The following is a 12,273-nucleotide window of genomic DNA, read 5'->3' as shown; positions in this document are numbered from 1 at the left end:
GACCTTAGGACATCCGACAATGGATCTTCCCCTCGACTTCGCCACGCTTCGCCTGATCTGGTGGGGGCTGCTGGGCGTGCTTCTGATCGCCTTCGCCCTGACCGACGGTTTCGACCTGGGCGTCGGCGCCCTTCTGCCCTTCGTCGCCAAGACGGATGAGGAGCGCCGCATGGTGATCAACACCGTCGGCGCCACCTGGGAAGGCAACCAGGTGTGGTTCATCCTGGGCGGCGGCGCGATCTTCGCCGCCTGGCCCTTCGTCTACGCTGTCAGCTTCTCGGGCTTCTATCTGGCCATGTTCCTGGTGCTGTCCGCGCTGATCCTGCGGCCGGTGTCGTTCAAATATCGCTCCAAGCGGGCGTCGCCGAAGTGGCGGTCGTTCTGGGACTGGTGCCTGTTCATCGGCGGCTTCGTTCCGGCGCTGGTGTTCGGGGTGGCGGTGGGCAACGTCCTGCTGGGCGCGCCCTTCCATCTGGATGGCGACCTGCGGTCCTTCTACGACGGTACGCTGCTCGGCCTGTTCACCCCCTTCAGCCTGATCGCCGGCCTGTTGTCGGTGGCCATGCTGGTCCTGCACGGCGCGGCCTGGTTGTCGGTCAAGGCCGAGGCCGGCCCGGTGATGGAGCGGGCGCGTCTGTTCGGCACGGTCGCCGCTGTTCTGGCCCTGATCCTGTTCGCGGTCGGCGGACTGTATGTCGCTTACGGCGGCCTGGGCTACCGGATCACCGGCGCGCTGGACGTCAACGGCTTCTCCAATCCGCTGCGCACCACGGTTCAGGCCGCGCCCGGCGCCTGGCTGGATAACTACGGCCGCTATCCGTGGATGCTGATCGCGCCGGCCCTGGGCTTCCTGGGCGCGTTGGTCGGCCTGATCGGGATGTGGCGGCGATCCGCGCCGCTGGCGTTCGGCGGATCGTCGCTGTCGGCCGTGGGCATCATCTCCACCGTCGGCCTGTCGATGTTCCCATTCATCCTGCCCAGTTCGGTCAATCCTCAGTCCAGCCTGACGGTGTGGAACGCCTCATCCAGCCATCTGACCCTGTTCATCATGCTGATTGTCACGGCGATCTTCCTGCCTCTGGTGCTGCTATACACCGCCTGGGTCTATCGCGTGCTGTGGGGCCGGACGTCGACCGCCGCCCTCAAGACCAACCCCGATCTGTACTAACCCTTAGGAGCGCAGAACCATGTGGTATTTTTCCTGGATCCTGGGGCTTGGCCTGGCCGTCGGTTTCGGCGTGCTGAACGGCCTGTGGCACGAGTTCCATCTGTTTGATGAAGGCGACGCCGGCCTGTCCACGCCCGACGCATCGAAAGAGGGCGATGTTCCCCTCTAGCCCCGCGCGCCTGTCCGTTCGCGACCTGATCGCGCGCTATGACGCCCATGCGCCGCGCTATACCTCCTATCCGACGGCGGCCCAGTTCACGCCTGCCGTCGGACCCGGCGAGTGGGCCGACTGGCTGGGGCGCGCGCCCTCCGATCAGCCGGTCTCCCTGTATCTGCACCTGCCGTTCTGTAAGCGGCTGTGCTGGTACTGCGGCTGCAACACCCGGGCGGTCAACCGGGCGGGCGTCATCTCCAGCTATGTCGATCTGCTGCTGCGCGAGGCGGATCTGGTTCTGACGCGGATCGGCCGGCCGGTCCGCGTCGGTTCGATCCATCTGGGCGGCGGCACCCCGAACATGCTGTCGCCGGACGATCTGGAACGACTGTTCGCCGGTCTGTCCGCGCGGTTCGACCTTGGCGACTGTTTCGAGGTCGCCGCCGAGTTGGATCCGGAAGTCCTGACGCAGGAATGGGTCGAGGCGGCGGGCCGCATCGGCCTGAGCCGCGCCAGTCTGGGGGTGCAGGACCTGTCGCCGCGTGTCCAGGCGGCGGTGAACCGGCCTGAACGTTTCGAGACCATCCGCTGGGCGGCCGAAGCCTTGCGGGGGCAGGGCGTGACCTCCCTCAACCTGGATCTGATGTACGGCCTGCCGCTTCAGGCCGTCGAAAACGTCATCACCACCCTGGGCCAGGTCACGACGCTGAGGCCGGAACGGATCGCCCTCTTCGGCTATGCCCATGTGCCGTGGATGAAGCCGCATCAGCGGTTGATCAACGACGCCGACCTGCCGGACGCCGAAGCGCGCTTCGCCCAAAGCCAGGCGGCGGCGCGCTATCTGGTCGGCAAGGGATGGCAGGCGATCGGGCTGGATCATTTCGCCCTGCCGCACGACGGGCTGGCCGCGGCAGACCGGGCCGGACGGCTGCATCGCAACTTCCAGGGCTACACCACCGACGCCGCAGAGGTGATGATCGGCCTGGGCGCCTCGTCGATCAGCCGCACGCCCAGGGGCTATGTTCAAAACCACGCGCAGGAACGCGACTGGCGCCGCGCTGTCGAGGCCGGCGAGCTACCGGTCGCGCGAGGCGTCGCCCTGGCCGAATGCGACATGTTCGTCAGCGAGATTATCGAGCGGCTGATGTGCGACTTCGTCGTCGATCTTGCGCCCGTCGTTCGACGTCGCGGTCGAGATCTGTCGGACGTCGCCGGCGCCTTGTCCCTGTTAGAGCGCTTCGTCGACGATGGTCTGGTGCGGATCGACGGGACGGTGGTGGCGGTAACCGACCTGGGCCGTCCGTTCGTCAGGGCGGTTTGCGCCGCCTTCGATCCCGGTGCGGCGGCTCTTCAGCAAAGGCATGCGCGGGTGGTGTGAGTGGACAGATTGTCCACCCGCTGAACGATTTGCGCTGGATCAAGGCCGAGGCGTCCACCGGGGCGCACATCCCCGCTCAGACGCCTGACGAAGGCCGCACGAGGCGGCCAGGGCGTCGGGGATCAGAAGATGAATACCAAGACCCTGCTGCTTGCCGCCGTCGCCTTCACCGCCTGCGCGGCGCCGGCCTTCGCTCAGACATCCGTCGCTTGGGAGGCCCCGAAGAAGGGCGACTTCCTTGTGAGCGGGCGCGTCACCGACGTCTTCTCCCAGGCCGATGACGCCATCACCACGGCCGCGGGCGCGGACACGGGCCTGAAGGTGGATGTGGGCGACAGCGTCATGCCGACCCTGGGCTTCACCTACTTCCTGACCGATCACTTCGCGGTTGAGGCGATCCTGGGCACGACCCAGCACGAGATTCGCGCCCAGGGCGGCGCGACGGACGTGGCGGTGCATGAGACCTGGGTCCTGCCGCCGGTTGTCACGCTGCAGTATCGCCCGCTGAGCCAGGGGAGCTTCAGCCCCTATGTCGGCGCTGGCGTGAACTACATGCTGTTCTACAGCGGTAAGGACAAGAACGGCTTCACCGTCGATCTGGACGACGGTTTCGGCTACGCGCTTCAAGCGGGCGCGGACGTCGGGATTCAGGGGCCCTGGAGCCTGAATGTCGACGTCAAGAAGGTCTGGTTCGAGACCGACGCCAAGATCAACGACGGCGCACTGAAGTCCAGCGTGAACCTCGATCCGTGGGTCGTGTCTCTGGGCGTCAGCCGCAAGTTCTGAGGCTACTAGGGCTCTCGACGCGGCCCCTCTCGCGCTTCGCTGCAACCCGCTATGCTGCCGCGATGAGTCGGGCCGCGTCATGATCAAATATATCGGCTCCAAGCGCGCCTTGCTGGGGCATGTGACGGGTGCGGTGGCGGGGGTGCTGCCGCAGGGCGGTCGGGTGTGCGATCTGTTTTCCGGCACGGCGCGGGTCGGGCACGCCTTGAAGAAGCAGGGGTTTCAGGTCTGGTCGAACGACCTGAACGCCTACGCCCATGCTCTGGCGACGACCTATGTCCAGGCGGATCAAGAGCGGTGGGGCGAGCGGGCCGAGGTCGTGCTGGCCGAGCTGCGGACAGTGAAGCCCGAGGCGGGCTGGTTCACCCAGGCGTTCTGTCAGGACGCGCGGTATTTCCACCCTGACAACGGGGCGCGCATCGACGCCATGCGCGACCGGATCGAGGCCATGGGACTGGAGCCGGAACTCAAGGCCATCGCCCTAGTCAGCCTGATGGAGGCGGCGGATCGGGTGGATTCCACGGCCGGGGTTCAGATGGCCTATATGAAGCAGTGGGCGCCGAGGGCGCTGAAGACGCTGGAGCTGCGCACGCCGGACCTGGTTCCGGCGGTGGACGGGCCGTGCCGCGCGACGCAGGGCGATGCGGTCGAGATCGCCGAACAGGTCGAGGCGGACCTGGTTTACCTGGACCCGCCCTACAACCAGCATTCCTATCTCGGGAACTACCACTGCTGGGAGAGCCTGGTGCTGTGGGACCGGCCCGAGACCTATGGGGTGGCCAACAAGCGGGTGGACGTGAGGACGCGCAAGAGCGCCTTCAACAGTCGGCCCGGCATCGGCCCGGCGCTGCGGACGGTGATCGAGCGGGTCAAGGCGCCGAACCTGATCGTCAGCTTCAACGACGAGGGGTATCTGAGCCGCGCCGACTTAGTCGAGATGCTGTCGGCGCGGGGCCATGTGCAGGTCCTGGAGATGGCGCATCCGCGCTATGTCGGCGCCCGGATCGGGATCCATAATCCCAAGGGCGAGAAGGTCGGGCAGGTGGGGCGGTTGAAGAATGTTGAGCACCTGTTCGTGGTGACGGAGCGGCCGGTCTCCTTGCCTGTGGCCGCATAGACACCAATGAAAACAACGGCGGGTTGGGCGGAACGCGAATCGTTTCGCGCCGTTGAGGGACTATGCAACCGCACCCGTACACCGCCCCCAAGACCGATCGCCCCGACGATTACCGCGTTCGTCCGGCGGCCGAGCCGCGCTCATGGGCGCCGCGGACGGCGGATGCGACCTTCACCCACAACGCCGCGCGTTACGCCCGCCCGGTCGAGGCGGTTCAGCCCGCCGAACACATCGACGTGGAGCCCGAGGTGGCGCCGCCGCCGCGCTGGATGATGGCGATCGCCGGGGCGGCCGTGGCGGCCCTGATGGGCGCTCTGCTGGGCGGCTTCCTGCACATCTGAGACGGCGTCAGGCCTGCTGCAACAGCGCCTTGATCGGCGACCAACTGCGCCGATGAGCGGCACAGGGGCCCAAGGTTTTCAAAGCGTTCTGGTGGATCGGGGCGTTGTAGCCCTTATGGCTGGCGAAGCCGTAGCCGGGGTATTGGGCGTCCAGAGCGATCATCAGCCGATCCCGCGCGGTCTTGGCCAGGATCGAGGCCGCCGCGATGGATAGCGACAACCCATCGCCGCCGACGACCGTCTGGATTTCGCAGGGCAGCTTGAAGCGATAGTTGCCGTCGACCAGGGCGGCGACCGGCTGGACCTGCAAGGCCTCGATGGCGCGGCACATGGCCAGGCCTGTGGCGTGCAGGATGTTCAACTCCTCGATCTCCTCCACCGAGGCGAAGCCCACGCCCCAGGCGACGGCGCGGGCCTTGATCTCGGGCTCCAGGGCGGCGCGACGTTTTTCCGTCAGGGCCTTGGAATCGTCGATGCCGGGCGGCAGGTCGTCAGGGTTCAGGATCACGGCCGCCGCCGAAACCGGCCCGGCCCAGGGACCACGCCCGGCCTCGTCCACGCCGCAGACGTGACCGTTGACGCGCTGGATCAGAACCGTCTCGAGCGCGAGGGTGGGGAAGGCTTTCGAATTTGCGGGCGCTTTAGCCATGGCCCGCCATCGCACGAACCTGGGCGTGACGGAAGCAGGTCGTCTGGTGATCGTTGACCATGCCGACGGCCTGCATGAAGGCATAGACGATGACCGGGCCGCAGAAGTTGAAGCCGCGCTTCTTCAGGGCCTTGGCCATGGCGACGGACTGTTCGGTCTGGGTCGGGGCCTGGCGATAGTCGGCGTAGGGGGTCTGGATCGGTTCGTTGCCGACGAAGGACCAGAGCCAGGCGGAGAAGTCCTCGCCGTCATCGCGCATCTGAAGCCAGATCTGGGCGCCCCGGATGGCGGCGTTGATCTTGGCGCGCGAGCGGATGATGCGGGGGTCGTTCAGCAGGCGCTGGATGTCGGCCTCGCCATAGCGGGCGACGATCTCGGGATCGAAACCGTCAAAGGCGTCGCGGATGCCCTCGCGTTTTCTGAGGATGGTGATCCAGGCGAGACCGGCCTGAAACCCGTCGAGCACCAGCTTCTCCCACAGGGCGCGGGGATCGCGCTCGGGCACGCCCCATTCGGTGTCGTGATAGGCGACATAGAGGGGGTCGGCCCCGCACCAGCCGCATCGGCCGCCGAGAGCCTCTGGGGCGTGTGAGTCGGTCATGGCCTGACGTTGCCAGTCTGTTCCGCTTGAGGAAAGGGCGTTCGGCGTCGGGGCGACGCAGGAAAAACACCGTCTAAAGTGTCTAATTTGTCTAATCTCGGAGCGCGGGCGCAACTGCACTGCACCTCAAGAACGCGTGCAAAGTGCAAGAAAGTGCAATTTCGCGGGTGAAGTTTGACGGCGGAAAAACAGTGCAACGAGCCCAGGTCTTCGTCTCCCTTCGTCGTAAAACTGCGCATTGTAAGGGCGTTTAGGAAGGGGACGGTCGATTGAAGCTGGTAAAAGCTAAGCGACTGAAATACCGTAAAATATTCTGCGATAATAGGATGTGTCTCGTCTCCTCCCCATGAAATGGGGAGGGGGACCGCAAAGCGGTGGAGGGGCTCTTTGAAGTCCCACGGGCGGCGGTGAGGCGCCCAAGAGCCCCTCCGTCACGGCGCAAGAGCGCCGCGCCACCTCCCCATCGCCATGCGATAGGGAGGAGACGGTCATCATTTCAGTCCCGGACCAATCCGCCGTCCACGACCAGGTTCTGGCCGGTGACCGCGCGGCTCCAGGGGGAGGCGAAGAAGAGGACGGCGTCGGCGAACTCTTCGGGCGTGGTCACTGACCGCAGCGGCGTCATGCCGGCGATCAGGTCGAAGACGGCCTCGGGCGTGGCGGCGCTGGCGTCGGTGGTGCGCAGGAGACCGCCCGAGACCATGTTGACGGTGATGCCGTCAGGGCCGAGGTCGCCGGCGGCGGTGCGGGTCAGGCTGAGCAGAGCGGCCTTGGCGGCGGTGTAGTCGTGGTAGGGCACGACCGGATTCTGGAACAGGTTGGTGCCGATGTTGACGATGCGGCCGAACCGGGCCGCGGCCATGCCGGGCGCGGTCGCCTGGATCAGGTTCAGGGCGCCGTGCACGACGGTCGAGAACTGGCGATCCATCTCGTCCCAGCCGATGGCGGTCATCTGTGAGCGGGCGTCGCCGTTGAAGCTGTAGTCCAGGGCGTTGTTGACGAGGGTGGTGACGGCGCCGTTGAAGCGGCCTTTCGCGGCCGCGACCATGGCGTCCACCGCGGCGCGGTCGGTCACGTCAGCCTGGAGGGCGAGGGCGCGCTCGCCGATCTCGGCGGCCAGGGCGTTCGCCGCGTCGCCGCTGTTCCTCCAGTTGATGACGACGCGAGCGCCTTCATGGGCGAAGGCGCGGACGCAGGCGGCGCCGACGCCGCGCGCCCCGCCGGTGACGAGAACGATCTGATCGGCGATCTTCATGGGCGACTCACGCGTTGGAGGAAGGAAGGACGTCCTCGCCCATCCAGGCGGGTTTGCGCAAGCGCACCGGGCGACCGTCCACCGTCAGGTCGCCGTCGAGGCGGTCGATGCGCAGCAGGGCCATGACGGAACCCGCCTGACCCGAGAGGACCTCGCCCGCGCGCAGTTCGCCCTTTAGCACCTCGGCGCCAAAGGCAGGGGGCGGGCCGTCGAAGTCCAGCGGCAGCATCCGGTTCTTGATCGTGCCCCGGCGCTTCATCCGCGAGGTCGTTTCCTGGCCGACGAAACAGCCCTTCTGGAAGTCGATGCCGTTCAGCAGGTCGAAGTCGGCCTCGATCGGATAGGTCTTGTCCTGGGGCGCGTCGGCGGTCGGATCGGGCAGGCCGATCGACAGGCGGTGGGCGTGGTAGTCGGCCTCGGCGGCGTCCGCAGTCGCCTCGCCATAAAAACGGCCGCCCATCAGGGACGTGCGGGGGTCGGGGATGAAGCCGGCGGGGGCGTCCGGCCAGGCGGCGAAGACCGGGCGGTCGTCGGCGGCGACTTCGATCTTGGCGCGCAGCTTGTACATCGACAGGCGCTGGATCAGGGCGTCGCGACGCTCAGTCGCCACATCCAGCAGAACGCCGTCAGCCTGTCCCAGAAGGAACAGGTCGAACAACAGCCGGCCGGGCGGCGACAACAGGGCGCCGAACCGCAGTTCTCCGTCGGCCAGCGTCTCCACATCCTGGGTCAGCAGATTGTGCAGGAAGGGTTTCGCATCCTCGCCCGTGACGGAGATCAGGGCGCGACTGTCGAGACGGGCGATGGGCATGGGGCGAAGATAGGGCGGGGGCGAACGCTTCAGAAGACGCCGCGCCGAATTTAAGCCGCCAACCGCGTCACACCGCGAGCAGCTGTTTGATCAGCGCCTTTTCGAACCCCTTGGTCTCCGCGCCCGGCAAGGCCTTGCCGATTTCACCGCTTTCGAACAGGGCGAAGACCTTGGGGTGGACATAGGACGCGCGGCAGACGGTGGGGGTAGGCGTTCACATCGTCGGAATCGACCGGGCACAGCGCACCGTCGGCCGCGCGGTATTTGAATAGCTGCTGGCCGGGCAGGCCTTCCAGCTGCCGCACGACCTTGGCCAGTCGGCGGTCCTTGACGCTGACGCTGTGATCCTTGCCGCTCTTGCCGCGAAACTCAAACGTCAGGGCCGCGCCGTCCACGTCAATGTGGCGCTTGTGCAGGGTCGTCAGGCCGTAGCTGCGGTTCTGTTTGGCGTAGATGGAGTTGCCGACCCGGATCAGGGTGATCTCCAGCAGGCGCACGGCGGTGGCTAGCACCTTGTCGCGACAGATGCCGCGAAGGGCCAGGTCGTGTTCGACCTTCTCGCGCAGTTTCGGCAGGTTGCGCGAGAAGGCCGGCAGCTTGTCGAACTTGTTCTCGGAGCGGGCCGTGCTCCAGTCGTTGTGATAGCGATATTGTTTGCGGCCCTTCACGTCCCGGCCGGTGGCCTGGATATGGCCGTTGGCCTTGGGACAGATCCAGACGTCAGTCCAGGCAGGCGGAATGGCCAGGGCGCGGATGCGGGCCAGGGTCTTGGCGTCCGTCACGGTCTTGCCCTTGGCGTCGCGATACGACCAGCCCTTGCCGGCGCGGCGGCGCGTCAGGCCCGCGAACTCGTCGCTGCAATAGCTGAGGCCTTGAGGGACTTCGGCGGCGATGTCGAAGGCGTGCGATCCGTCGGCCATCACCCGTTCGCCTTTTCGAGACGGTCATGCAGCCGTTTGATCCAGCGTTCGGCCGGGTCGCCGCCCCACAGCAGCCAGGCGATATAGCCGGCGGAAGGATCGGTGCGGCTGGCCCAACCCTTGCCGTCCTTGTCCACGGTGTGGCGGGCGAAGTAGCTGTAGATGTCCTTGATGTCCTTGTCCGAGACGGGCTTCTGATCCGCCAACTGATGGGCGCGGCGTACGCCGACCTCAGTGCCGCCCCGGTCGTGCTTTTCGCGCAGGTCGAGACCGCGCTTGGCCTGGGTTGCGACGCCCTTGGGCGGCTTGCGTTGCGCGTCGGTGAGGGTGGTTTTGGCGGCCATCGCATCTTTCCGTACAAGGACTTAGGCCGAACGCCGTGTCTGGCGCGCGAGTTCCGCTTGACCGCGCGGGCCGGGCGGGAGACGAGGCGGCATGAACTATCGCCACAGCTTTCACGCCGGAAACTTCGCCGACCTGGTCAAGCATGCCTTGGTGCTGTGGTTGGTGAAAGCGCGGCAGGCGTCGGGGCCGCTGACGGTGTTCGATACCCATGCGGGGGGGGGGCTGTACGATCTGTCGGGCGACGGCGCGCGGTCCAAGGAGGCCGAGGCCGGCGTGGCGCGTCTGATGTCCGCCGACGGGCGGACGCCGCTGATGGACGCGCTGGCGGGCGAGGTGGCGGCGCTGAATCCTGACGGCGGGGCGCGGTTCTATCCGGGGTCGCCTTTGCTGATCGCGGACGCGCTGACGCCTGGCGGTCGCTATGTCGGGTTCGAGCTGAACCCGCCGGTTCGGGCCATGCTGGCCGAGGCGCTGACGGGGCGAGCGAACGCCGAGGCGCGCGAGGGCGACGGCTATGCGGCGGTGACGGCGGAGGCGGCGAAGGTAAGCGGGCCGCTGGTGCTGATCGACCCGCCGTTCGAAAAGCCCGACGACTATATCCGCTCGGCCGAGACCGCGATTTCGGTGGTGAGGTGCGATCCGACGGCGACGGTGGCGATCTGGACGCCGCTGAAGGATCTGGAGACCTTCGACGGCTTCATCCGGCGGCTGCAGGGCAAGGCGGGGCCGACCCTGGTCGCCGAGGCGCGGCTGAGGCCGCTGACCAATCCGATGAAGATGAACGGATGCGCCATGGTGGTGGTCAATCCGCCGGCGGGCGCGGAAGCGGCCGCGGCCGAGATTTGCGGCTGGGTCGCAGGGGCGCTGGGCGAAGCGGGCGGACGGGCCGAGGTCTGGACCTTCTGAGCGCAGTCACTAGGTTGGTGGCATGACGCGCATCGCCATTCTGGAAACCGGACACCCGCCGGAGCATCTGAAGGACGATTTCGATGACTATCCGGCGCGGTTCCGGGCCCTGCTGGGCGAGGGCGTGCCGACGACGCGGTTCGACGTGCAGTCGGGGCAACTGCCCGAGGATCCATCAGCATTTCAGGGGGCCATCGTCACGGGATCGGCTGCGGGAGTCTATGACGACCTGCCGTGGATCCCGCAGCTGATCGACTGGCTGAGGGCGGCGCGGGGGCGGACGCGGCTGGTCGGCATCTGTTTCGGGCATCAGGCGCTGGCCCATGCGTTCGGCGGAGTGGTGGAGAAATCGCACAAGGGATGGGGCGTGGGCCTGCACCGCTATGACGTGCGCGAGGATGCGCCATGGATGCATCCGCGGGCGCGAACGATCGCCATTCCTGTGTCGCACCAGGATCAGGTCGTCGCGGTTTCGGACGACGCGCGGGTGATCGCGTCCAGCGGGTTCACGCCGTACGCCGGCCTTGCCTGGGGCGACGATGCGATCTCGTTCCAGTGCCACCCGGAGTTTCAGCCGGACTATGCGGCGGCCCTGATCGAGGGACGGCGCGGGGCGCGCATCCCGCATGATGTGGCCGATCAGGCGATCGACAGTCTGAAGCGGCCCAACGACCGGGCGGTGTTGACGGCCTGGATCCGCGCCTTCCTGCTGCTGACCCCGCCGCCGGTCGAGGATGACGGCAGCGGGATCTAGAGCCCCAGCAGCCGGATCAACGCCAGCGCCAGCACCACAAGGGCGCCCAGCGACAGGATGACGGCGGCGACGACGCGGCCGCCGGCGCGGGCGACGGCGCGGATGTCGGTCTGGAGACCCAAGGCAGCCATGGCGACGACGGTCAGCAGGCCCGAGGCGGCGGCCATGGGCGCGAGCGCAGCCTGCGGGATCAGGTCAAACGAGCGCAAGCCGATCATGACTAGGAAGCCTATGATGAACCACGGGAGCAGGCGCGATAGTCCGGGCTTTGCGGCGCCGGGCACGCGGTCGCGGAAGATCAGTGACAGGGCGAGGATGACAGGACCGAGCATCAGCACCCGCACCAACTTGACCACCGTGCCGGTCTGGGTGGCGAGGGCGCCGAAGGGCGCGGCGGCGGCCAGAACCTGCGGCACCGCATAGACGGTCAGACCAGCCAGTGCGCCATATTGCAGGCCGTTCAGATGGATCAGGCCGCCCAGCAGGGGCAGGGTCAGAACCACGATCACGCCGAGCACGGCGGTGAAAGCGATGGAAGCGGCTACCTCTTTCCCGTCTGCGTCGATGACGGGGGCGACGGCGGCGATGGCGGAGTTGCCGCAGATGGCGTTGCCGCAGGCGACCAGCAGAGCCATGCGCGCGTTCAGGCCCAAGGCGCGACCGACGCCAAAACTGACGACGATGGCGAGCGCGACCAGGGCGAAGATGCCCAGGACGAAGCCGACGCCCAGCGATGACAGGGTGGCGGCGCTGACGGAGGCGCCGAGCAGCACCACCGCCACTTCCAGCAGCATCTTGGCCGAGAAGTCGATCCCGGCCTTGAACCGTGCATCGGGCGTCCAGGCGGTGCGGACGGCGGCGCCCAGCAGGATGGCCAGCACCAGCGGCTCCAGCCAGACATGGCCGATCACGTCGCGCTCGATACTGGTCAGGCCGATGGCGGCCAGAGTGACCAACAGGCACAGCATGACGCCGGGCCGGATTTTACGCGCGAACGCCGTCGCCGACGCCAAACTGGGCGCTTGGAAGGGGGCGGGCAGGGCGGCGGACTTCATCCTCAAACGTGATGCGCCTGCCCTCGACGGCGG

Annotated in this window: 15 protein-coding genes; 8 read left to right on the top strand and 7 right to left on the bottom strand. The window is 67.1% G+C overall.

The window, feature by feature from the left end; genetic code table 11:
* Positions 1-19 precede the first annotated feature (19 nt).
* From cydB to DT343_RS08460, 6 genes are all read left to right on the top strand, one after another.
* Positions 20-1,168, top strand: coding sequence for a cytochrome d ubiquinol oxidase subunit II (cydB, locus tag DT343_RS08485; protein WP_112862461.1), 1,149 nt, complete (start codon positions 20-22; stop codon positions 1,166-1,168).
* 19 nt (positions 1,169-1,187) lie between these two features.
* Positions 1,188-1,337, top strand: coding sequence for a cytochrome bd-I oxidase subunit CydX (cydX, locus tag DT343_RS08480; RefSeq protein ID WP_017504187.1), 150 nt, complete (start codon positions 1,188-1,190; stop codon positions 1,335-1,337).
* On the top strand, positions 1,324-2,700 hold the full coding sequence (gene hemN, locus DT343_RS08475) for an oxygen-independent coproporphyrinogen III oxidase (protein WP_112862460.1): 1,377 nt from the start codon (positions 1,324-1,326) through the stop codon (positions 2,698-2,700). The genes cydX and hemN overlap by 14 nt, the downstream gene beginning before the upstream one ends.
* A 129-nt stretch (positions 2,701-2,829) precedes the next feature.
* Complete coding sequence (locus tag DT343_RS08470) at positions 2,830-3,486, top strand: OmpW/AlkL family protein (RefSeq protein WP_112862459.1); 657 nt, start codon at positions 2,830-2,832, stop codon at positions 3,484-3,486.
* Between the two features lie 79 nt (positions 3,487-3,565).
* Positions 3,566-4,603 (top strand): DNA adenine methylase, encoded by a 1,038-nt coding sequence (locus DT343_RS08465; RefSeq protein ID WP_112862458.1) that lies wholly within the window; start codon positions 3,566-3,568, stop codon positions 4,601-4,603.
* Between the two features lie 62 nt (positions 4,604-4,665).
* Positions 4,666-4,944, top strand: a complete 279-nt coding sequence (locus tag DT343_RS08460; RefSeq protein WP_017504183.1) for a hypothetical protein — start codon at positions 4,666-4,668, stop codon at positions 4,942-4,944.
* Between the two features lie 7 nt (positions 4,945-4,951).
* On the opposite strand, the gene DT343_RS08455 is transcribed toward DT343_RS08460, so the two are convergent.
* The 6 genes from DT343_RS08455 to DT343_RS08430 all read right to left on the bottom strand — a co-directional run bounded on the left by DT343_RS08455 (position 4,952) and on the right by DT343_RS08430 (position 9,524).
* On the bottom strand, positions 4,952-5,593 hold the full coding sequence (locus DT343_RS08455) for a ribonuclease HII (protein WP_112862457.1): 642 nt from the start codon (positions 5,591-5,593) through the stop codon (positions 4,952-4,954).
* Positions 5,586-6,194, bottom strand: coding sequence for a DNA-3-methyladenine glycosylase I (locus tag DT343_RS08450; protein WP_112862456.1), 609 nt, complete (start codon positions 6,192-6,194; stop codon positions 5,586-5,588). Before DT343_RS08450 ends, DT343_RS08455 begins: the two co-directional genes overlap by 8 nt.
* A 496-nt stretch (positions 6,195-6,690) precedes the next feature.
* A complete protein-coding gene (locus DT343_RS08445; protein WP_112862455.1) occupies positions 6,691-7,449 on the bottom strand; it encodes a 3-oxoacyl-ACP reductase in 759 nt (252 codons plus the stop codon).
* Between the two features lie 7 nt (positions 7,450-7,456).
* The gene (ygfZ, locus tag DT343_RS08440; RefSeq protein ID WP_112862454.1) at positions 7,457-8,260 is read right to left on the bottom strand and encodes a CAF17-like 4Fe-4S cluster assembly/insertion protein YgfZ; all 804 of its coding nucleotides are present in this window, start codon (positions 8,258-8,260) and stop codon (positions 7,457-7,459) included.
* Between the two features lie 143 nt (positions 8,261-8,403).
* On the bottom strand, positions 8,404-9,180 hold the full coding sequence (locus DT343_RS08435; protein WP_258522530.1) for a DNA topoisomerase IB: 777 nt from the start codon (positions 9,178-9,180) through the stop codon (positions 8,404-8,406).
* The gene (locus tag DT343_RS08430) at positions 9,180-9,524 is read right to left on the bottom strand and encodes a hypothetical protein (RefSeq protein WP_112862453.1); all 345 of its coding nucleotides are present in this window, start codon (positions 9,522-9,524) and stop codon (positions 9,180-9,182) included. Before DT343_RS08430 ends, DT343_RS08435 begins: the two co-directional genes overlap by 1 nt.
* Before the next feature lie 91 nt (positions 9,525-9,615).
* Between DT343_RS08430 and rlmJ the strand changes: the two genes are divergently transcribed.
* Positions 9,616-10,431, top strand: coding sequence for a 23S rRNA (adenine(2030)-N(6))-methyltransferase RlmJ (rlmJ, locus tag DT343_RS08425; protein ID WP_112862452.1), 816 nt, complete (start codon positions 9,616-9,618; stop codon positions 10,429-10,431).
* A 22-nt stretch (positions 10,432-10,453) separates the two neighbouring features.
* On the top strand, positions 10,454-11,185 hold the full coding sequence (locus DT343_RS08420; RefSeq protein ID WP_112862451.1) for a glutamine amidotransferase-related protein: 732 nt from the start codon (positions 10,454-10,456) through the stop codon (positions 11,183-11,185).
* On the opposite strand, the gene DT343_RS08415 is transcribed toward DT343_RS08420, so the two are convergent.
* Positions 11,182-12,240, bottom strand: coding sequence for a YeiH family protein (locus DT343_RS08415; protein ID WP_112862450.1), 1,059 nt, complete (start codon positions 12,238-12,240; stop codon positions 11,182-11,184). The two genes, DT343_RS08420 and DT343_RS08415, sit on opposite strands and share 4 nt — an antisense overlap.
* Positions 12,241-12,273: the final 33 nt, after the last annotated feature.

This window comes from Brevundimonas vesicularis (genome assembly GCF_900445985.1).
GTDB lineage: Bacteria > Pseudomonadota > Alphaproteobacteria > Caulobacterales > Caulobacteraceae > Brevundimonas > Brevundimonas vesicularis_D.
This window is presented reverse-complemented; position numbering and strand designations above follow the sequence as displayed.

Bases quoted from the DNA above. Each gene is read 5' to 3' on its own strand.
- DT343_RS08445 (WP_112862455.1), bottom strand. From the start codon at position 7,449: ATGAAGATCGCCGATCAGATCGTTCTCGTCACCGGCGGGGCGCGCGGC.
- DT343_RS08415 (WP_112862450.1), bottom strand. From the start codon at position 12,240: ATGAAGTCCGCCGCCCTGCCCGCCCCCTTCCAAGCGCCCAGTTTGGCG.
- DT343_RS08465 (WP_112862458.1), top strand. From the start codon at position 3,566: ATGATCAAATATATCGGCTCCAAGCGCGCCTTGCTGGGGCATGTGACG.
- ygfZ (WP_112862454.1), bottom strand. From the start codon at position 8,260: ATGCCCATCGCCCGTCTCGACAGTCGCGCCCTGATCTCCGTCACGGGC.
- cydB (WP_112862461.1), top strand. From the start codon at position 20: ATGGATCTTCCCCTCGACTTCGCCACGCTTCGCCTGATCTGGTGGGGG.
- DT343_RS08455 (WP_112862457.1), bottom strand. From the start codon at position 5,593: ATGGCTAAAGCGCCCGCAAATTCGAAAGCCTTCCCCACCCTCGCGCTC.
- hemN (WP_112862460.1), top strand. From the start codon at position 1,324: ATGTTCCCCTCTAGCCCCGCGCGCCTGTCCGTTCGCGACCTGATCGCG.
- DT343_RS08435 (WP_258522530.1), bottom strand. From the start codon at position 9,180: ATGGCCGACGGATCGCACGCCTTCGACATCGCCGCCGAAGTCCCTCAA.
- DT343_RS08430 (WP_112862453.1), bottom strand. From the start codon at position 9,524: ATGGCCGCCAAAACCACCCTCACCGACGCGCAACGCAAGCCGCCCAAG.
- rlmJ (WP_112862452.1), top strand. From the start codon at position 9,616: ATGAACTATCGCCACAGCTTTCACGCCGGAAACTTCGCCGACCTGGTC.
- DT343_RS08420 (WP_112862451.1), top strand. From the start codon at position 10,454: ATGACGCGCATCGCCATTCTGGAAACCGGACACCCGCCGGAGCATCTG.
- cydX (WP_017504187.1), top strand. From the start codon at position 1,188: ATGTGGTATTTTTCCTGGATCCTGGGGCTTGGCCTGGCCGTCGGTTTC.
- DT343_RS08460 (WP_017504183.1), top strand. From the start codon at position 4,666: ATGCAACCGCACCCGTACACCGCCCCCAAGACCGATCGCCCCGACGAT.
- DT343_RS08470 (WP_112862459.1), top strand. From the start codon at position 2,830: ATGAATACCAAGACCCTGCTGCTTGCCGCCGTCGCCTTCACCGCCTGC.
- DT343_RS08450 (WP_112862456.1), bottom strand. From the start codon at position 6,194: ATGACCGACTCACACGCCCCAGAGGCTCTCGGCGGCCGATGCGGCTGG.